The 20,353-nt window shown below is 73.6% G+C and carries 12 protein-coding genes; 9 read left to right on the forward strand and 3 right to left on the reverse strand.

Annotated elements, in window-relative coordinates; translation table 11 throughout:
- Positions 1 to 38: 38 nt before the first annotated feature.
- The gene (locus ACGFW6_RS41985; RefSeq protein ID WP_393522107.1) at positions 39 to 1,733 is read right to left on the reverse strand and encodes a serine/threonine-protein kinase; all 1,695 of its coding nucleotides are present in this window, start codon (positions 1,731 to 1,733) and stop codon (positions 39 to 41) included.
- 514 nt (positions 1,734 to 2,247) lie between these two features.
- On the opposite strand from ACGFW6_RS41985, the gene ACGFW6_RS41990 reads away from it, so the two are divergent.
- The 8 genes from ACGFW6_RS41990 (at position 2,248) to ACGFW6_RS42025 (ending at position 18,780) form a co-directional block, all read left to right on the forward strand.
- On the forward strand, positions 2,248 to 6,081 hold the full coding sequence (locus ACGFW6_RS41990; RefSeq protein WP_393522109.1) for an FHA domain-containing protein: 3,834 nt from the start codon (positions 2,248 to 2,250) through the stop codon (positions 6,079 to 6,081).
- 275 nt (positions 6,082 to 6,356) lie between these two features.
- On the forward strand, positions 6,357 to 7,736 hold the full coding sequence (locus tag ACGFW6_RS41995; protein WP_393522111.1) for an ABC transporter substrate-binding protein: 1,380 nt from the start codon (positions 6,357 to 6,359) through the stop codon (positions 7,734 to 7,736).
- 4 nt (positions 7,737 to 7,740) lie between these two features.
- Positions 7,741 to 9,087, forward strand: a complete 1,347-nt coding sequence (locus ACGFW6_RS42000; protein ID WP_393522113.1) for an ABC transporter permease subunit — start codon at positions 7,741 to 7,743, stop codon at positions 9,085 to 9,087.
- The gene (locus ACGFW6_RS42005) at positions 9,084 to 9,998 is read left to right on the forward strand and encodes a carbohydrate ABC transporter permease (RefSeq protein ID WP_393522115.1); all 915 of its coding nucleotides are present in this window, start codon (positions 9,084 to 9,086) and stop codon (positions 9,996 to 9,998) included. Before ACGFW6_RS42000 ends, ACGFW6_RS42005 begins: the two co-directional genes overlap by 4 nt.
- Before the next feature lie 166 nt (positions 9,999 to 10,164).
- Positions 10,165 to 12,429 carry a CDP-glycerol glycerophosphotransferase family protein gene (locus ACGFW6_RS42010; RefSeq protein ID WP_393522117.1) on the forward strand — a complete coding sequence of 755 codons (2,265 nt, stop codon included), beginning with the start codon at positions 10,165 to 10,167 and terminating at the stop codon, positions 12,427 to 12,429.
- A gap of 240 nt (positions 12,430 to 12,669) precedes the next feature.
- The gene (locus tag ACGFW6_RS42015) at positions 12,670 to 14,871 is read left to right on the forward strand and encodes a bifunctional glycosyltransferase family 2 protein/CDP-glycerol:glycerophosphate glycerophosphotransferase (protein ID WP_393522119.1); all 2,202 of its coding nucleotides are present in this window, start codon (positions 12,670 to 12,672) and stop codon (positions 14,869 to 14,871) included.
- A gap of 1 nt (position 14,872) precedes the next feature.
- On the forward strand, positions 14,873 to 17,113 hold the full coding sequence (locus tag ACGFW6_RS42020) for a CDP-glycerol glycerophosphotransferase family protein (RefSeq protein ID WP_393522121.1): 2,241 nt from the start codon (positions 14,873 to 14,875) through the stop codon (positions 17,111 to 17,113).
- 71 nt (positions 17,114 to 17,184) lie between these two features.
- Complete coding sequence (locus ACGFW6_RS42025; protein ID WP_393522123.1) at positions 17,185 to 18,780, forward strand: hypothetical protein; 1,596 nt, start codon at positions 17,185 to 17,187, stop codon at positions 18,778 to 18,780.
- Between the two features lie 27 nt (positions 18,781 to 18,807).
- Here ACGFW6_RS42025 and ACGFW6_RS42030 read toward each other — a convergent pair whose 3' ends face one another.
- Positions 18,808 to 19,221 (reverse strand): organic hydroperoxide resistance protein, encoded by a 414-nt coding sequence (locus ACGFW6_RS42030; protein ID WP_380858530.1) that lies wholly within the window; start codon positions 19,219 to 19,221, stop codon positions 18,808 to 18,810.
- Between the two features lie 121 nt (positions 19,222 to 19,342).
- Here ACGFW6_RS42030 and ACGFW6_RS42035 point away from each other — a divergent pair, with 121 nt between their 5' ends.
- The gene (locus tag ACGFW6_RS42035; protein WP_393522126.1) at positions 19,343 to 19,819 is read left to right on the forward strand and encodes a MarR family winged helix-turn-helix transcriptional regulator; all 477 of its coding nucleotides are present in this window, start codon (positions 19,343 to 19,345) and stop codon (positions 19,817 to 19,819) included.
- Here the strand turns inward: ACGFW6_RS42035 and ACGFW6_RS42040 are convergent.
- Complete coding sequence (locus ACGFW6_RS42040; protein ID WP_393522128.1) at positions 19,764 to 20,285, reverse strand: hypothetical protein; 522 nt, start codon at positions 20,283 to 20,285, stop codon at positions 19,764 to 19,766. The genes ACGFW6_RS42035 and ACGFW6_RS42040 overlap by 56 nt on opposite strands.
- Between the last annotated feature and the right edge of the window lie 68 nt (positions 20,286 to 20,353).

Genomic DNA, 20,353 nt, shown 5'->3' on the forward strand with positions numbered 1-20,353 from the left:
CGACAAGTAACCAAACCGGCCGACGCCGTGGGGCTCGGTCAGTTGGTGCCGGAGCCTCCGCCGGAGCTGCCGCCGAGGTCGCCGATCCAGCCGGTCACGGTGCTGAACCAGTCGGAGAGCTGGTCCCAGTAGCCCTTGCCGGTGCCGATCCACTCCTGCAGCGGGCTCAGCTCCCAGACCAGCCAGCCCGCGACGAACAGGATGACGATCGTGAACAGACAGCCCTTGAGGCAGCCCAGGCCGGGGATCCGCATCGGGTTGGCGCTGCGCTGACGCGGCTGGCGCGGCTCGCGCTGCGGACGCTGCGGCTCCGGCGGAGGCGGCGGGGCGTACCGCTGGGGCTGCTGCTGCGGCTGGCGCGGCGGGGCGTACGGCTGCGGCTGGTGCTGCTGCGGCTGATGCTGCTGCGGGTGGCCGTAACCGCCCTGCTGTCCGCGCTGCGGCGGGCGCTGCTGGGGCTGCTGCGGGCGCGCCACCTGGCGCTGGGGGCGGCGGCGCAGCGGGTCCTGGTTGGGGTCGAGGTACTGGACCTGCGTCTGTTCGTTGCGGTCCCGGGCGGCGCGCAGCTGGTTCTGCCAGGGGTGCGGGTCCTCGGGGCCGGGTCCGCCGGGCTGCCCCGGCGGCACCGGCGGCATGACGGCCGTCGGGTCCGCGGCGCCGGGGCCGCCGGTGTGCGGCAGGACGGCGGTGGGGTCGGCAGCGCCCGCCGGGCCGGGGGCGCCGGTGTGCGGCAGGACGTTGGTCGCGGCGTTCGGATCGAAGGAGCCGGCACCGTGCCGCATCACCTGTGTGGGGTCGGCAGAGCCGGGGACGGTGGCCGGCGCCGGGTCCGGGGCGAGCAGCGCGGCGACGCCCTCGGCGGCGGCGATCTGCGCGGAGTTCGCGTGCACGCCGATGCCCTCGGCGACGACGCGCAGGCCGCGGGCGAGGTTCTCGGCGCTGGGCCGTTCGTCCGGGTTCTTGCGCAGGCAGCGTTCGATGACGGTCCACAGCGGGTCGGGGACCGTGGAGGGGCGGCGCGGCTCGGCGCTCAGGTGCTGGTGCAGCACCTCCAGGGCGGAGCCGCCGCCGAACGGCGGGCGTCCGGTGACCAGCTCGTACATGAGGATGCCGGCGCCGTAGATGTCGACGGCGGACGTCTGCGGGCGGCCCTCGGCGGACTCGGGAGCGACGTACGCGGGCGTGCCGACGAACTCGTGGGTGCGGGTCAGGCCCGGGGAGTCGGCCAGGCGGGCGATGCCGAAGTCGGTCAGCAGGGGGTGCATCTGGCCGCCGTTCTGCTGGAGCAGGACGTTGGCGGGCTTCAGGTCGCGGTGGACGACGCCGTCGGCGTGGCTCGCGGCCAGCGCGTCGGCGATCTGCGCCGTGAGCAGGGACGCGGCGACGGGGGTGAAGGGGCCGTTCTCGCGCAGGTAGCGGTGCAGGTCGGGGCCCTCGACGAGGTCCATGACCAGGGCCAGCAGCTCGCCCTCGACGACCAGGTCACGCACCCGGACGATGTTGGGGTGGGTCAGCCTGAGCAGGACGGACCGCTCACGCAGGAACCGCATGACGATGTCCGCGTCACTGGCGAGCTCTTCCTTGAGCACCTTGATCGCGACCGTCTCGCCGGGCTGCCCCGGGACGGCCGCCTCGGCGCCCGCGGTCTCCCGCTGACGGGCTCGCCAGACGGTCCCCGTGGCGCCGCGGCCCAGCGGCTCCTCGAGGAAGTACTTGCTGCCTACCGGCCGCACGTCGCGCTCCCTGCTGCTTGTCTACGTTCCGACCCACTGTAGTGCCGTGCCCCCGGGCACCGGGGTGTCGTCATTCTGTCCGTCTTACGTACGGCTTCCCGTACATGTTCGAAGGAAAGACGCTCGGCTCAGTCCCGTGGTTGCCGCAAGCGGGCGTGACTGATCTCAAGCGGTCGCCCGCAAGTCAACTGTCAGGCACTTTTACGGGCAGAGCCGACCAATCAAGATCACTTGCCTTCGGGCGGGGGGCGCGTTGTCAGTGGCAGGTGCGAGGATGCCTGACGTACTGGCCGATGTGCTCGTGTGGGGTGGGGAGGGCCCGTCCGATGGATCTCCGCGGGAAGAGGGGCGGCGCTCGGTGCGTGCCCCCGGCATACGGCACGCAGGCCCTCGCGGCGGAGCCGCTCGGGCCTCGGCGCGGTGCGGCGCGAGTGCGTGCCGGGCGGCGCGACGCCACGGGGATCCATCGGCCGGGCCCTGGTCCGCGCCCGCGTAGAAGGGACCGCTGACGCCGATGCAGATCCGGCTGACCGTCGTAGACCCGATGGCCCCGCCCGCCCCGGTGCGTGGCCGCGCCGCGAGCTGCGACGTGCTGGTCACGGCACCGGCCGGCACGGCCCTGGCCGCGGTGGCGTCGGCGCTCGCGTCGGCGGTGGCCGGCGACGGGGCCGGCTCCCGGACGGGAGAGGCCGAGCGCGGCGGCGGTCCGATCGTGCTGTACGCGGGCGCCGAGCGGCTCGACGACCGGCGCAGCACCCTCGGCGAGCCCCCGCTGACGGACGGCGCGGTGCTGTCCCTGGGCGCCCCGGCGGCCCCCGAACCCCACCCCGAGCTGGACGACGCCCCGACGCAGCTCCATGTGGTGGCGGGTCCGGACGCGGGCGGCGTCCATCTGCTGCACGGCGGTGAGATCCGCATCGGCCGCTCCGCCGACGCCGACGTCCCGCTCGACGACCCGGACGTCTCCCGGCTGCACTGCGCGGTGACGGTCGCCGCCGACGGCCGCGTCTCGGTCGCCGACCTCGGCTCGACGAACGGCACCACGCTGGACGGCGCCCGGCTGACCACCCGCCCGGTGCGGTTCGCGCCGGGCGCCCTGCTGCGGATCGGCGAGTCGGCCCTGCGGCTGACCCCGGCAGGCGGTCCGGGCGCGCGGGTCCGGACGGAACCGGACGGGGAGGGGCATGTGCGCGTCCCCGCCGGGGGCGACCGCGAGGCCGGCGCCCGTCCGCCGGTGCCCGCGGAGTCGGCCGTGCGTCACACGCGCGTGGCGGACGGCGGCGATGCGGCCGCGCCCTCGGCGGACCGGTCGGCCGCCCAGGAGCACCATCCCGTCGAGCCGCCGATCGTGCCGGTCCAGGGCGGCGCACCACACATCGAGCGGCACGACCCGGCCACGGGGCGGCTCCCGGGTCCGCGCGACGGCGACACCCACGGCACCGGCTTCGGCGTGGGCACGTTCAGCGGCGCGGCCGCCGGTGAACCCGGCAGTCCCGCGGCTGCCGCCACCGCCGAGGACGCGGCGCCCGGCGGTACCCGCAAGGGCACCCCGCTGCGCGGCACCGACGTACCGCAGGGCGTACGCAGGCGGGGCGGGCTCACGGCGTGGGCGCGGCGGCTGGCCGGCGGGCGCGCGGAGCCGGGGGCGGAGCGGGACGGGGCGTACGACGATGACGAGCCGATGGAGGAGTCCGGCCGGCCCGCGGCGGCCGACGGTCCCCGGCAGCCGGAGACCTGGCCGGACCCGGCCTCGCTGCTGCTGACGGCCCTGGGCCCCGGCCCCCGGCTGTGGGAGCGCGCACCCGGTCACGCGGAGGCGCTCACGGTGCGGCTCGGCACGGCCGACCGGACGGCACCCGACGGCTCGGGGCTGCTGCCCGCAGTCCCGGTGACCGCCGATCTGCGGGAGGTCGGGGCGCTGGGCCTGGCCGGTCCGCGCGAGCGGCTCGCGGGGCTGGCCCGCGCGGTGCTCGCCCAGCTCGCCGCGCTGCACTCGCCGGACGCCCTGGAAGTCGTCCTGCTCAGCGTGGACCGCGCCCGCCCCCTGGAGGAGCGCACCGCCGAGTGGGCCTGGCTGGGCTGGCTCCCGCACGTCCGCCCCGGCCACGGCCAGGACTGCCGTCTGCTGCTGGCCTACGACCGCGAACAGGCGACGGCCCGCACGGAGGAGCTGCTGCGCCGCCTGGAGGACATGACGGCGGACCCGGCGAGGCACGGCGGGGGAACCGCAGGCCCTGCCGGGCGCAGCGGGGGCACCGCAGGCTCTGCCGGGCACGGCGGGGGCGCCCCGGGCCCCGCGGCCCACGACGGAGGCCGCACCCCGCACGGTGGAAGCGTCCCGGGCCCCACCCCGCACGGTGGAGGCGCCGCAGGCTCTGCCGGGCACGGCGGGGGCGCCCCGGGCCCCGCGGCCCACGACGGAGGCCGCACCCCGCACGGTGGAAGCGTCCCGGGCCCCGCCACGCGCGACGGCGCCACCGCCGGCCCCACCCCGCACGGTGAAAACGCCGCGGGCCACACCCCGCACAGTGGCGGTGCCCCAACCCCCGCCACGCGCGACGGAGTCGCTGCCGGCCCCACCCCGCACGGTGGAAGCGCCGCGGGCCCCGCCCCGCACAGTGGAGGCGGCGCGAACCCCGCCGCGCACGACGGCCGGATTCCCGGTCAGCGGGCCGTGCGCCGGCCCTCGTGGGCGCGGGACGACGGCGCGGCCGATGTGACGGACGGGTTCGCGGGGCCGTACACCGTGGTCGTCGTGGACGGCGATCCCGGGGGCGCCGATGTGCGCGAGGCGGTGGCGCGGCTGGCGCTGGAGGGACCGCGGGCCGGCATACACGTCGTGTGCCTCGCGGAGACGGCTTCGGCGTCGCCCGCGTCGCCGGTGACGGAGACGTACGAGGCGGCGTGCACGGTGTCGCCGACGTTCCGGGGGTGCGGTGCGGTCGCGCTGCTCAGCGGGGATGTGGCGACGGCGCTGCGGCTGATGCGGGTGGCGCGCGGCGGAGCGGCCGAGCCGGGCGCCCCCGGCCGCGACCAGACGGTGGACGGCGAGGCCCACGGCCCGGTCGGGCACGGCACCGTCGCCGCGGTGGACGCCGTCTCGCCCGCCTGGGCGGAGCGGTTCGCACGGGCACTGGCACCGTTGCGGACGGAGGGCGGCCTCGGGGAGCGGCACGCGCGTGTGTCCGTGCCGCTGCCCCAAGCGGCACGGCTGCTGGACGAGCTGGGGCTGGCACGGGCCACGCCCGCGTCGCTGATGGCCCGGTGGGCCGACGCGAGCGACGACCCGCAGGCCCTCGGCGGGCGCGCCTGCGCCGTGCTCGGGGCCGGACCGCGCGGCCCGGTCGGAGCGGACCTCGGCGTGGACGGGCCGCATCTGCTGATCGAGGGACCGCCCGGCAGCGGGCGTACGGAGCTGCTGCGGGCCGTCGTCGCCTCGCTCGCGGCGGCCGAGCGGCCGGACCGGCTGGGCGTCGTGCTGATCGACGGCCGGGACGGCGTCGGCGCCGGCAGCGGGCACGGCGACGGACTGCGGGCGTGCACCGACATACCGCATGTCACCACCCACCTGACCGCCAACGACCCCGTCCGCATGCGGGAGTTCGCCCAGTCGCTGAGCGCCGAGCTGAAGCGGCGGGCCGAGTTGCTCGGGCGGTCCGACTTCGCGGAGTGGCACACCGGGCGGGCGCTGTCGGGCCGCATGGTCACACAGCGCGCGGCGGCAGCGGGCCCCGGCGCCGGGCCCGGCGAGCTCACCGGGGACCTGGACAGCCCGCCCAGCTCCACGATGCGGCTGCGGCCGGGAGCGGGGCGCCGGCAGGCCGAAGCGGTGCCGCCGCTGCCCCGGCTCGTGGTCGTGGTGGACGACCTGGACGCCCTGGTCTCGCCCGCGTTGGGTTCCACCGGCAGGCCGGCGGCCGGCTCGGTGGTGCGCGCGCTGGAGGCCGTGGCGCGCGAGGGCGAGCGGCTCGGGGTGCACCTGGTGGCCGCCGCCGCGGTCGGCGGCCGTACGGCGGAGTCGGAGACGGCCCGTCGGGCGACCCTGCGGGTGACGCTGGACGCGGTCGCCGCCGGGCCGGACGAACCGGCGCCGGGACGCGGCCGGCTGGCCTGGGCGGACGGACGGGTGTTGCCGTTCCAGGGCGGCCGGGTCACCGGACGCATTCCGCGGACGGCGACGCTGCGGCCGACCGTCGTGCCGCTGGAGTGGCACCGGATGGGCGATCCGCCGGCCCGCCGTCAGGTGCGGGAGCTGGGGAACGGCCCTACGGATCTGGCGTTGCTGGCCAGTGCCGTGGAGCGGGCGGCCCGGGAGGTCTCGGCGACCGAGGTGCCCTCGCTCCTGTGACGCCGGCCGGCACTCTCAGCCCTTCCGGCGAATGAGGACGAGGCCGTTCCGGCCGGCAGCCCGGGTAAGAGCGCGCAGCCCGCGGGGGGCGCGGGCCACCGTGTCGGCGCGGGTCTTCCCGCTCGGCCGTCGGAGACACACGGCCTGGTCACGAGGCGGTCACGATCGCCCACTTGACAGCGGACGCGGTCTTGCCGCCCCCCATGGCAGGGCGTAGACCAGATCGCACGGGACAGCGCTCGAACGTTCGACGAGGCACGAAGAACGGGGCAGTCATGCGCAGCACGAGCAGCAGGAACCGGACACGCAGGGCCGCCAGGACCGCGGCAGCCGTCTTCGCGGGCGCCCTCGCACTCTCCCTCACCGCGTGCGGTGGGGACGACAAGGACAGCGGCAACGAACAGGGCGGCTCCGGCGAGGAGTCCGCGAGCACCGTCACCCTTCCCAAGCTGGACGGCGAGTCCCTCGAAGTCGCCGCGGTGTGGACCGGTGCCGAGCAGGAGAACTTCAAGAAGGTCCTCGCGGAGTTCGAGAAGCGCACCGGCGCCAAGGTCACCTTCGTGCCCGCGCAGGACCCGATCATCAACTTCCTCGGTTCGAAGGTCGCGGGCGGTCAGCCGCCGGACGTCGCGATGCTTCCGCAGCCCGGCGCCATCAAGCAGGCCGTGGACAAGAAGTGGGCCAAGCCGCTGGGCGCCGAAGCGGTCAAGGAGTTGCAGCAGAACTACTCGCCGGGCTGGCAGGACATCGGCAAGGTCGACGACAAGCAGTACGGCGTCTACTACAAGGCCGCCAACAAGTCCCTGATCTGGTACAACGCACAGGTCTTCGAGAACGCGGGGGCGGCCGAGCCCAAGACGTGGGAGGAACTGCTCACCACCGCGCAGACCGTCTACGACTCCGGTGTCACTCCGTTCTCGGTGGGCGGCGCGGACGGCTGGACCCTCACGGACTGGTTCGAGAACATCTACCTCTCCCAGGCCGGCCCGGAGAAGTACGACCAGCTCGCGAAGCACGAGATCAAGTGGACCGACGCGTCCGTGAAGGACGCGCTCACCACGCTCGCCCAGGTGTGGGGCAAGAAGGACTACGTGGCGGGCGGCGCCGACGGCGCGCTCCAGACGGACTTCCCGGCCTCCGTCACCCAGGTCTTCACCGGTGGCGACCAGCCGAAGGCCGCCATGGTCTACGAGGGCGACTTCGCGCAGGTCAACATCACGCAGGCGAAGGCCGAAGTCGGCACGGACGCGAAGGTGTTCCCGTTCCCGACCGTCGGTGACACCGCTCCGGTCGTCTCCGGCGGCGACGCGGCCGTCATCCTCCAGGACTCCGAGGCGGCGCAGGCGCTGGCGACCTGGCTGGCCTCCCCGGACGCGGCGACGATCCAGGCGAAGCTCGGCGGCTACCTCTCGCCGAACAAGAGCGTGGAGAACTCGGCGTACCCGAACGAGGTGCAGCGGAAGACGGCGAAGGCGCTCATCGACGCCGGTGACGACTTCCGCTTCGACATGTCCGACCAGGCCCCGCAGGCCTTCGGCGGCACCCCCGGCAAGGGCGAGTGGAAGGCCCTCCAGGACTTCCTGAAGAACCCCTCGAACGTCGCGGGCACTCAGCAGAAGCTGGAAGCCGACGCCGCCGCGGCGTACGGAAACTGACGTCATGGCGTCCGCGGAAGCGGCAGGGGGCACCGCGCCCCCTGCCGCACCCAAGTCACGCAAGAGCGTGACCGGCACCCGCAGGACGGTGGCGGTGCTCTTCCTGCTGCCCGCCCTGGTGCTGCTCGGCGCGCTCGTGGTGTACCCGATCGGGTACTCGGTGATCCGCAGCTTCTACGACCAGTCCGGCGACGGCTTCGCCGGATTCGACAACTACGAGGCCCTGTTCACGGACGACGGCATCCGCACCGCCCTGAAGAACAACATCGTCTGGGTGGTGTTCGCGCCGACCGTCGCGACCGCGCTCGGTCTGATCTTCGCGGTGCTGACCGAGCGGGTGCGCTGGGGCACGGCGTTCAAGCTGGTCGTCTTCATGCCGATGGCGATCTCGATGCTGGCGGCGGGCATCATCTTCCGGCTCGTCTACGACCAGGACCCGGACAAGGGCGTGGCGAACGCGGTGTGGGTGGGCGTCCACGACACCTTCGCGCAGGCGTCGGCGTTCCCCAAGGCCCACCCGGGCCGCGAGTCGCCCCTCGAAGCGGCGCCGGGCGGCGGTTTCATCACCAAGGCCACCGTCAGCGCCGGAACCCCCGTCACCCTTCCCCTGGTCGGCGTCGCGCCCGACCGGATGCCGGACGACGCGGGCAGGGCCGTCGAGGCGAAGGCGGAGTCCGGCCAGGTCACCGGAACCACCTGGCAGGACTTCACGCGCGGCAAGGGCGTCGGCACGCTCGGCGGGGTCGACGCGGCCGAGCTGGGCTATCCCGGGATGAAGATCGAGGCCGTCAAGGACGGCAAGGTCGTGGCCTCCACCAAGGCGGCCGACGACGGCACGTTCACGCTGCCGGCCGCGGCCGACGGAGCCCGGCTGAAGCTTCCGGCGGACAACTTCAAGGAGCCGTACAACGGCCTGGACTGGCTCGGCCCGTCGCTGGTCACCCCGTCCATCATCGGGTCGTACATCTGGATGTGGGCCGGTTTCGCGATGGTGCTGATCGCGGCGGGGCTCGCGGGCATCCCCCGCGATCTGCTGGAGGCGGCCCGGGTCGACGGCGCCAACGAGTGGCAGGTGTTCCGCAAGATCACGGTGCCGTTGCTGGCGCCCGTCCTCGCGGTCGTCACCGTCACCCTGATGATCAACGTCCTGAAGATCTTCGACCTGGTCTTCATCATCGCCCCCGGCTCCTCCCAGGACGACGCGAACGTCCTCGCGCTGGAGCTGTACCGCAAGGGCTTCTCCGAGGACCAGCCGGGGATCGCGAGCGCGATCTCGGTGTTCCTGCTGCTGCTGGTGATCCCGGTGATGTGGTTCAACATCCGTAGGTTGCGACGGGAGGTGCGGCGATGAGTGCGGACGCCGGCAGGCTCACGAAGGCGGCGCCCGAGCCGCTCACCGCCGTCAAGGGCAAGGAGTCCCTCGGCGCCCGGCTCGCGTCCTTCGTCAGCGGCGGGCTGGTGCGGGTGTTCCTGATCGTGGTGGGCCTGTTCTGGCTGGTCCCCACGATCGGGCTGCTGCTGTCGTCGCTGCGGCCGCCGGAGGAGATGACCGCGAGCGGCTGGTGGGAGGTCTTCAGCAAGCCCTCCCAACTCACCTTCGACAGCTACGACAAGCTGCTGGGCAACAGCGACATCACCGACTCGATCCTCAACACGGTGCTGATCACGGTCCCGGCGACGCTCCTCGTGGTCATCATCGGCGCGCTCGCTGGATACGCGTTCGCGTGGATGGAGTTCCCGGGCCGCGACTGGTGGTTCCTGGGCGTGGTCGGCCTGTTGGTCGTGCCGGTGCAGGTGGCGCTGATCCCCATCGCCGAACTCTTCGGCAACATCGGCATCTTCGGGTCCCTGGTCGGCGTGATCCTCTTCCATGTCGGCTTCGGGCTGCCGTTCGCGGTGTTCCTGCTGCGGAACTTCTTCGCGGAGATCCCGCGGGAGCTGCTGGAGGCGGCGCGGCTGGACGGCGCCGGTGAACTGCGCCTGTTCTTCCGTGTCGTGATGCCGCTCGGGGGTCCGGCGATCGCCGCCCTCGGCATCTTCCAGTTCCTGTGGGTGTGGAACGACATGCTGGTCGCGCTGATCTTCACGGACGCCGACAGCCAGCCGATCACGGTCGCGCTGCAGACCCAGGTACGCCAGTTCGGCAGCAACATCGACGTCCTGGCGCCCGGCGCGTTCATCTCCATGGTGATCCCGCTGGTCGTGTTCTTCGCGTTCCAGCGGCAGTTCGTGTCCGGCGTGATGGCGGGCGCGGTCAAGTAGCCGCGGACACGGGACGCTTGCGCGGGCGACCGACGCGAGGGGCGGGCCGGCTCCGGCCCGCCCCTCGTCGTTCACTCACGGTCCCCCGTATGCCGTAGGACCCGTAACCAAGTCACTCCATTGGCCGTTCCCGGGCCGAACGCCCGCACCGATCGATGGATGTCCCTTGCCCAGGTTCAGTGTCATTGTCCCCGTGTACAAGGTGCAGGCGTACCTGCACGAGTGCCTGGATTCGGTGCTCACACAGTCGTACCCCGATCTGGAACTGATCGCCGTGGACGACTGCTCGCCGGACGGCTGCGGAGCGATCGTCGACGAGTTCGCGGCGCGCGACCCGCGCGTGCGCCCGGTGCATCTCACGGAGAACCAGGGCCTCGGGCCCGCCCGCAACGCCGGCATGGCCGCGGCGACCGGCGACTACCTGATCTTCCTGGACAGCGACGACACCCTCACTCCCGACAGCCTGCTCGCGATCGCCGACCGGCTGAAGGAGACGGGTGAGCCGGACGTCCTGGTCTACGACTACGCGCGCACCTACTGCACCGGCGAGACGGTCCGCAACCAGGCCGCCGGGCACCTTCGCGAGGAGGGCCCTGCGCCGTTCCGGCTGGCGGACCGGCCGGGCCTGCTGCGGCTGCTGATGGTCGCCTGGAACAAGGCGTACCGGCGGGAGTTCGTCGAGGCGGAGGGCTTCGCCTTCCCGGCCGGCTTCTACGAGGACACGCCCTGGACCTACCCGGTCCTGATGACGGCGGAGTCGATCGCGACCCTGGACCGGGTGTGCGTGCACTACCGGCAGCGCCGCCGGGGCGGCATCCTCGGCACGGTCAGCCCCCGGCACTTCGACATCTTCGAGCAGTACGACCGGGTCTTCGCCCACGTGGCCGCCCGGCCCGAACTCGCCCGCTGGCGGCCGCTGCTGTTCCGGCGGATGGTGGACCACCTGGTCGTGGTGTTCGCCCGGCGCGACCGGCTCCCGCGCCGCAGCCGGGCCGCGTTCCTGCGCAGGGCCCGCGCCCACTACCGGCGTTACCACGCCCCCGGTGTCCCCCTCCCGGCGCGCACCCGCCTCCACTACACGCTCGTCCGCCTGGGCGCGCACCGCACCTATCACGCCCTGCAGCTCACGGCGGCCCTGCTGCGCCGCACCGGCAAGCTCACCGGCCGGCTGCTGAAGCGGCTGCGGGCCGGCGCCCTGCGTCTGCACTACCGCCTCCAGCGGCTGCTGCCGGTGCGCGCCGACCGGGCCGTCTTCGCCGCGCACGGCGTCCAGGGGCACGGCTGCCACCCGGGCGCCCTGGAGCAGGCGTTCCGTACGCATGCCCCGCACATCCGCACGGCCTGGATCGCCGACGCCGGGCAACGGGGCTCGATCCCCACCGGTACCCGCCCCGTGCGCCCCGGCACGGCCGCCTACTGGACGGCGCTGGCCCGCTCCAAGTACCTCGTGCACAACGCCTCCTTCGACCGTGGCCTTCTCAAGCGCCCCGGCCAGGTCCTGGTGCGCACCCAACAGGGCACTCCGCTCAAGCACATGGGCCTGGACCTGCGCGAACGCCCGGCGGCGACCGGTGAGAGGGACGTCGAAGCGCTCCTCGACGACGTCGACACGTGGGACTACGTCCTGTCCGGCAACCGTCACTCCACCCTGGTCTGGGAGCGCGTGTACCCGGGCGAGTACACCACCCTCGAATACGGCGGCCCCCGCAACGACGTCTTCCAGCAGGCCACTTCGGCGGACGTGACCCGCATCCGCGACCGGCTCGGCATCCCCGAGGGCGCGGTGGTGATCCTCTACGCGCCCACGTACCGGGACTACCGGCGCACCCAGACCGTCGCCCTCGACCTGCACCGCGTCGCACGCCGCCTGGGCCCGCGCTACGTCATCCTGGCCCGCGCCCACCACCGCCACGGCGGCCCGCTCGTCGAGAACCCGTCCGGCCGGGTCCTCGACGTCAGCGGTCATCCGAGCGTCGAGTCGCTGTGTCTGGCTTCGGACGCGCTCGTCACGGACTACTCGTCGATCATGTTCGACTACGCCAATCTGGACCGGCCGATCGTGATCCACGCCGACGACCGGGAGGCGTACGAGGCGGCCCGCGGCACCTACTTCGACCTGCGGTCCTTCCCGCCGGGCGCGCTCTCGCGCGGCGAGGACGAGCTGATCGACATCTTCGCCACCGGCCACTGGCGCGGCTCGCGCTCCGCCCAGCTCAGGGCGGCGTTCCGGGAGCGCTTCTGCCCCTACGACGACGGACGGGCCGCCGAGCGGGTCGTCCGCCATGTGGTGCTGGGCGAGCCGGACCGGTCGGCGGTGGTGCCGCTCGGCGAGCGCCACCCCGTGCCGGCGCCGGCCGCGTCGCTCACGCACACCCCGGCGGCGACCGTGCCGCATCCCGCGGGGCCCGTGACCGTCACCGAGAGCCGCTGAACGGCGTTCTCACTGAAGAGGAGTTCGCATGCCCTCCAGCCCGTCACGGCCCACGCCGAGCCGGCCGCCCACCTGGCGTCCCGCGGGGCGGCCCGGCCGCGGAGCGCTCCGCGGGAAAGGCCGGAGTGAGAGTGCGGGCCGGCTGTGGCTGGTCGCGCGGTTCCCCGCGCCCCCAGGGCACCGGCGCACCGCAGCTGACTTCGCCCCGGTCTCGTTCAGAACACCGACAGGAAGAGCAGTATGCCCCGCTTCAGCATCATCGTTCCGTCCCACGGGGTCGCTGGCCGGCTGTCCCAGGCGCTGGACTCGGTCCTGGGCCAGTCCTTCGGCGACTTCGAGCTGATCCCGGTCACGGACGGCCCCGACGCACCGGCGCAGGGCGTCGCCGCCGGGTACGCCGAGCGGGACTGCCGGGTGGCGCCCGTCCACTCGCCGCCGGCGGCCGGGGCGGCCGGGGCGCGCGATGCCGGGCTGCGGTCGGCGACCGGCGACTGGCTGCTGTTCCTGGACGGCGACGACGTGCTGGTGCCGGGCGCGCTGGCGGCGCTCGACGCCCGGCTGAGCGAGACCGGTGACGTGGACGTCCTGTACTTCGAGCACGAGCGCACCCCGTGGTGGGTGGGCGAGCCGACCAACCCCGCCGCGCTCGTGCTCGCGCGCACGCCGGACGGGGTCTTCCCGCCCGAGCGGGCGCCGTATCTCACCGGGGTGGAGCTGCCGTCGTGGAGCGCGGCCTACCGGCGCGCCTTCCTCTCCGAACGGCAGCTGACCTTCCCCGAGGGCCGTTTCACCGACATCGGCTTCGGCGGCCTGGTCGTGCTGAGCGCGGAGCGCATGGCCGTGCTGCGGCAGGTCGTCGTACGGCATCTGCTGCGCCGGCAGGGCAATCGGCTGGGTCTGCCGGGCGGGCATCACTTCGAGCTGCTCGCGCAGGCCGAGCTGGTGCTCGCGCGGGCCGCCGAGCTGGAGCTGCCCCCGGAGCGGTGCGGGCCGCTGTTCGAGCAGCTGTTCGCGGCGGTGCTGAAGACGGCCGCCCATCCGCGCAGGCTCCCGCGCCGGCGCCGGGCCTTCTTCCAGCGGGCGAGCGGGCTGTACCGGCGGTACCGGCCCGCCGGGTACCGCACGCCGGGCGGCAGTCTCGGGGTGCAGCACCGGCTGCTGGCGAGCGGGGCGTACCTGGCGTTCCGGGCGCTGCGCGGCGCCAACCGGGCACTGGCGAGGGCCGTTTCGGCGGTGCCGCGGCCGCGCGGACTGCGCACCCGGCTGCGGTACCGGCATCGGCTGCGCACCCGGCTGGACGCGAACCTCGCCGTGTACTGCGCGTACTGGGGCCGCGGCTATGTCTGCAACCCGGCCGCGATCCATGCCAAGGCGCGGGAACTCGCGCCCCACATCCGCTCGGTGTTCCTGGTCGAGGCGGACCAGGCGCACACCGTTCCCGAGGACGTGGAGTACGCGGTGATCGGCAGCCGCGCGTACTGGGACGTGCTGGCCCGCGCCAAGTACCTGATCAACAACGCCAACTTCGCGGACGCCGTGGTCAAGCGCAAGGGCAGCGTCCATCTGTCGACCCAGCACGGCACTCCGCTGAAGAAGATGGGCGCCGACCAGGCGACGTACCCGGTGGTGGCCGCGGCGACCGGCAGCTTTTCCAGGCTGCTGGCCCGCGTGGACCGCTGGGACTTCAACCTGAGCTCCAACCGGCACTCCACCGAGACGTGGGAGCGGGCCTTCCCGGCCGCGCACGAGACCCTGGAGTACGGCTATCCGCGCAACGACGTCTACTGCACGGCGACCGCCGCCGACGTCGAGCGCGTGCGCCGCGATCTGGGCGTCCCCGAGGACAAGAAGGCGCTGCTCTACGCGCCCACGCACCGCGACCACGCCACCGGCTTCGAGCCCGGCCTCGACCTTCACGCCCTGTGCGAGGAGATCGGCGACGAGTACGTGGTGCTGCTGCGCGCCCACTACTTCTACGACCAGGGCACCGCGCGCGGCACCGGCCGGGTCATCGACGTCACCGGGCACCGCTCCGCCGAGGACGTGTGCCTGGCCGCCGACGCGCTGATCACCGACTACTCGTCGATCATGTTCGACTACGCCAACCTGGACCGGCCGATCGTCGTGTACGCCGACGACTGGGACGTCTACCGGGAGCTGCGGGGCGTCTACTTCGACCTGATGGAGGCGCCGCCGGGCCGGGTGGCGCGGACGCCGGGCGAGCTGGCGGCGGTGCTGCGGGACGGCTCGTACGCGGACGAGGAGGCGGACGCCCTGCGGGCCGTGTTCCGGGAGCGCTTCTGCCAGTTCGACGACGGGTTCGCCGCCGAGCGTGTCGTACGCCGGGTGCTGCTGGGCGAGCCGCCGGAGGCGCTGCCGCCGGTGGTCCCGCTCGCCGACCGTGTCCCCGCCCCCGCCGCGACGACCCTCGTGAGGAGCTGACGTGCCCCGCTTCAGCATCATCGTCCCCGTCTTCAAGGTGCAGGGCTTCCTGCGGGAGTGCCTGGACTCGGTGCTCGGGCAGTCGTACACCGACTTCGAGGTGATCGCGGTCGACGACCGCTCCCCCGACGGCTGCCCGGCCATCCTGGACGGCTACGCCGAGCGCGACGCACGGGTGCGGGTGCTGCACCTGGCGGAGAACGTCGGCCTGGGCCGGGCCCGCAACGCCGGTCTCGCGGAGGCGAGCGGCGACTACGTCCTGTTCCTCGACAGCGACGACCACTACACGCCGGGCCTGCTGGAGGCGGTCGCCGCGCGCCTGGACGCGACCCGCGACCCGGACATCCTGGTCTTCGACCATGTGCGTACCCACTGGTGGGGGCGCGGTGGCCGCAGTTCGTCGGCGGACCTGCTGGCCGCGGCCGGCACGGGCACGGTGAGCGTGCGGGAGAACCCGGAGTACCTGCATCTGTTCCTGGTGGCCTGGAACAAGGCGTACCGGCGTGACTTCTTCCTGAAGCACAAGCTGGCGTACGCGCCGGGTCTGTACGAGGACGCGCCCGTCACCTACCGCGCGATGGTGCTGGCCGACCGGGTCGCCTGTCTGGAGCGGATCGGGGTGGAGTACCGGCAGCGCCGGCAGGGCGCGATCACCAGGACGCCGGGGCGGCGGCACTTCGACATCTTCCCGCAGTACGAGTCCCTGTTCGCGTTCCTGCGGCAGCGCCCGGACCTGGCGTGGGCGTGCCCGCCGCTGTTCGAACGGGCCCTGGACCACATGCTGTTCGTGCTGGCCCGCGAGGACCGGGTGCGGCTCGGCCACCGGCCGGACTTCTACCGGGCGATCCGCTCGTTCTACCTCCGGCACGTCCCCGAGGGTTTCGTCCCGCCCGGTGGCACGCGCGGGCAGGAGATGCGGCTGCTGGCCACGGCGTCGTACGAGTCGTTCGCGGCGGCCCGGGTGCTGCGTGAGGTGCGCGGGTTCGTCGGGGGCGGCAGGCGACGGGTGACGCGCGTGGCCGGGCAGTGGGCCGGGCGCACCCTGTACGCGGCCCGGTCGAGGCGGCCCCTCGATCCGCATCTCGCCGTGTACTCGGCGTTCTCGCACCGGGGTGTGCTGGGCGATCCGGCGGCGATCCACGCGAAGGCCGGTGAGATCGCCCCGCAGATGAAGGGCGTGTGGGTGGTGCGGGAGGACGCGGTGGACGCCCTGGCGCCCGGCATCGACTTCGTGGTGCCGGGCTCGCGGCGCTATCACGAGGTGATGGCCCGGGCGACGTACTGGGTGAACAACGTCAACTGGCCGGGCACCCTGGCCAAGCGGCCCGGCAGCGTGCACATCCACACCCATCAGGGCACCCCGCTCAAGTACATGGCGGCCGACCTGCTGACCAGGCCCGGTGCCCGGCACGGCTTCGACGTGCCGAAGATGCTGTGGCGGGCCGACCGCTGGGACCACAGCCTGGTGGCCAACCGGCACTCGGAGCTGGTGTGGGAGCGGGCCTACCCGTGTCACTTCGCATCGGCGCGTACGGGCAGCCCCCGCAACGACGTGCTGGTGAACGCGGGTGCCGAGGCCACCGAGGCGGCCCGTGGCCGGCTCGGTGTCCCGGCCGGGCACACCGTCGTGCTGTACGCGCCGACCCGCCGTGACTACCGCCGCGGCGGCCATGTCGACCGGATCGACCTGGCCCGGTTCGCCCGGGACCTCGGCACGGGCCACACGCTCGTCGTACGGCTGCACCCGGCGCTGGCGAAGGGCGTCGCGCGCGGGATGGGCCTGGCCGATCTGCACCGGCGGGGCGTGCTGATCGACGCGACGGACGAGCCGCACCTCGAGGATGTGATGCTCGCGGCCGATGTCCTGGTCACCGATTACTCCGCCCTGATGTTCGACTACGCCAACCTGGACCGGCCGATCGTGATCCACGCCGACGACTGGGGGGCGTACACGGCGAGCCGGGGCGCCTACTTCGACATCACGGCCGACGCGCCGGGTCATGTGTCGCGCTCGTACCGGGAGTTGGCGTGGCTGTTCGCCTCCGGGACCTGGCGGGACGGGGAGTCGGCTCGGCTCAGGAGCGGATTCCGGGAGCGGTTCTGCGAGTTCGACGACGGGCTGGCCGCCGAGCGGGTCGTCCGGACGCTGATGCTGGGTGAGGGGATGGCGGGGCCGGCGGTGGGCGGCGCGGACCGGGTGCCCGGTCCGGCGACCGCGCGGTCGCTTCTGGACGCCCGCTGACGGGCTCACTCGATGAGGTGAAGTGAGGCAATGCCGTTGACCCCGTTGATCCCAACGGGAACATACGGCAAATGCCCCGAACCGATACGACCTCCCACGTCGGAAAGGCGGCCGTCGGCTCTCTCGTCCGGAGGACGGTGCGCGGTGCCACCGCGTTGCGCGGCGGCCGCGGCCCGCGCCCGACGCCGTACCAGGTCTTCGGCTTTGTGTTCTTCCTCGTGATGCTGCTGGCGTACTGGGCCGTGCCGCTGTGCTGCGACGCGGGCCAGCACGCGGCGGTCGTGGAGCGCATGAAGGCGGATCTGCTGCATCCGCGCCATCCGATGGCCGACCTGCCGGGCGCGGGAAGCCCCTACTACTCGCCGTACGCCCTCGCGCAGGGCGCCTTCGCCCGGCTGACCGGGCTGGGCGGCTGGGAGGTGGTGCGGCTGGCCGGGGTGCTGAACCTGGCGGTGCTGCTGACGGGCCTCGGGCGTTTCGTGCGGGTGCTGACGCCGCGGCCGTGGGCGCCGGTGCTCGCGCTGGGCGCGATGACGCTGCTGTGGGGGACCGAGCGGGCCTGGTGGAGCGGGTACCTCAGCCTGATGTCGATGACCGGCAACCTCGGCTACCCGTCGGCGTTCGCCATCGGGCTCACCTTCTGGGCCTGGGCCTGGACGGGCGCGCGGGCCCGGGGGCGGGGGCGGAGGCCGGTGCGCTATGTCGGGCCGAGCGGGCTGCCGGGGTTCGCCGGGTACGCCGGGCTCGGCGTGCTGTACGGGCTGATCCTGCTGGTCCATCCGATCACCGCGGCGGCCGCGGTGCTGGGCGCGGTGGCGTTCGTCGCCGGGTGGCAGCGGGGGTGGGGGGCCGCCGTGTGCGTGCGATGGGGTGTCCTGACGGGGACGGCGGTCCTCCTCGCCTGGTCCTGGCCGTACTTCGACGTGTTCGCGCTGGCCTCGGACCACAGCGTGGACTTCGTGCACCGGCGGCTGTACGAGCAGCTGACGGGGCAGTTCTGGCTGGCGCTGGTCGGGCTGCCGGCGCTGTGGCTGCGGTGGCGGGCGTCCCGGCGCGATCCGCTGGTGCTGCTGTTCGCGCTCGACTGCCTGCTCGTGGCGTACGGCTGGGTCACCGGCCACTACACCTACGGCAGGGTCCTCGGGCTGACCTTGGTACCGCTCCAGTTCGCGCTGGCGGTGGAGCTGGCGGTGCCCGGGCCCTGGGGCAGGGCGCGCCGGGTGCTGGGCGGGGCGGCGGTGGCCGGGGCCTGCGTCGGGTTCCTGACGGTGCAGGGCGGAGCGGTGGTGCCGCGGGCGCTGGACCCGGTGGGCCTGGAGCAGCCGTCGCGCTGGCCGTCGTACGCGTGGGTGGCCCGGCATGTCGGCAAGGGCGAGGTGGTGATCTCCGACGGGCACTACGCCCCGCGGTCGATCCCCGGGTACGGGCCCGACCTCGCCGCGCCGATCTGGCCCGATCCCGCCCTGGACGAGCGGGACCAGGAGCGCCGGCTCGCCGATGTGCGTGCGTACCTCTCCCCCGCCTCGACCCGTGCCGAGCGCGTCACCGTCGCCCGGCGCTATCACGCGCGCTGGCTGCTGCTGACGCGGTGGAAGCGGGTGCCTCGGGAGGCGGTGGTGGTGGCGTGGAGCCGGGAGACGGGGGAGGTGCTGGCGCGGATCGGCTGACCTGGGCGGCGCCGGGCCGGCGGGGTCCTACTCGATGACGAGGTCGACGTCGATGTTGCCGCGGGTGGCGTTGGAGTAGGGGCAGACCTGGTGGGCCTGCTCGACCAGCTTGCGGCCGGTCTCCTCGTCCAGGGTGTCGGGCAGTTCCACGCGCAGCGTCACCTTCAGGCCGAAGCCCTCGCCCTGCTTGCCTATGCCGACCTCGGCGGTGACGGCGGCGTCGGTGACGTCGACCTTGGCCTGACGGCCGACGAGGCCGAGCGCGCTGCCGAAGCAGGCGGCGTAACCGGCGGCGAACAGCTGCTCCGGGTTCGTGCCCTCTCCGTTGCCGCCCAGCTCCACCGGCGGGGCCAGCTTGAGGTCGATCCTGCCGTCGTTGGAGACGGCGCGACCGTCACGGCCGTGGGTGGCGGTGGCGACAGCGGTGTAGAGCGCGTCCATGGGAACCATCCCTCTCGATTCGTGGTCCGGCGGCTCCGTTGGCGGCCTCCGGACGACGACAAGTAGAGCACACAATTCAATTGCACACAACTGAATGACGGGCAGGAGCTACCCTGGAGTCATGACGACCACGCCCACGGCGGACTGGCTCCGCCTCGACCAGCAGATCTGCTTCTCCCTGAACGCCGCCTCACGCGCCTTCGGCGGCGTCTACCGCGTGGTCCTGAAGGACCTGGGGCTCACGTACCCGCAGTACCTGGTGATGCTGGTGCTGTGGGAGCACGGCGACCTGCCCGTGAAGACGCTGGGCGAGCATCTGCGCCTGGACTCCGGCACCCTGTCGCCGCTGCTCAAGCGGCTGGAGGCGGCGGGTCTGGTGCGCCGGGAGCGCAGCGCCCGTGACGAGCGCTCGGTGGAGGTACGGCTCACCGACGAGGGCGTCGCGCTGCGCGAGCGGGCGTTGCAGGTGCCGCGCCGGATCGCCGCGGCGACGGGCTTCGACGCGGACGCGATCGGCGAGCTCCGGGAGCGCCTGGACCAGCTCACCGAGGCCCTGGACGCGGCCGCGCTGGAGGAGGCGCGGCGGCAGGACGCGTGACCCGTGTGACCCCGGCCGGTGCCGTCGCCACCTCCGAGCGGCGGACGTAGAGCCGTAGCGGGACCTCGGGCCGCCGCGGGGACAGGGGCCGGAACCGCTCCCCCACGACGTCGAGCTCGAGACGCTCCGTCGGATTGCGCGGGTAGCAGGACGAGTTCAGCGCGTACAGCTCGGCGACGACCCGGACCCGGTCGACCGAGTCGAGCCCGCGCCGCAGCTCCTCGGCCCCGAGCTCACGGCCGTACAGCGTCCCCGAGCGCGGCCCGGGCTGCCCGCGCGCGACGTCCCACGCCTGCCGGAACCCCTTCGGACAGGCGAGCGCCGCCCGATGGAGGGCAGGTACAGCACCGGGTCGCCCCCACACCCCGAGGCCGAACATGACGGCGACGGGCACACACACGGCGACGACGGGGGCCGCGCCACGCGGGCGGCCGCTCCCTTCCGGCTCCTGTTCCGCGTTCACCACGCGCCACATTTTGTGCGATGAGCCGACGATTCTTTGGCGTTGACGGCGTATCTCCACGGATACGGCAT

The sequence above is a fragment of the Streptomyces sp. Y7 genome, from assembly GCF_043195415.1.
GTDB lineage: Bacteria > Actinomycetota > Actinomycetes > Streptomycetales > Streptomycetaceae > Streptomyces.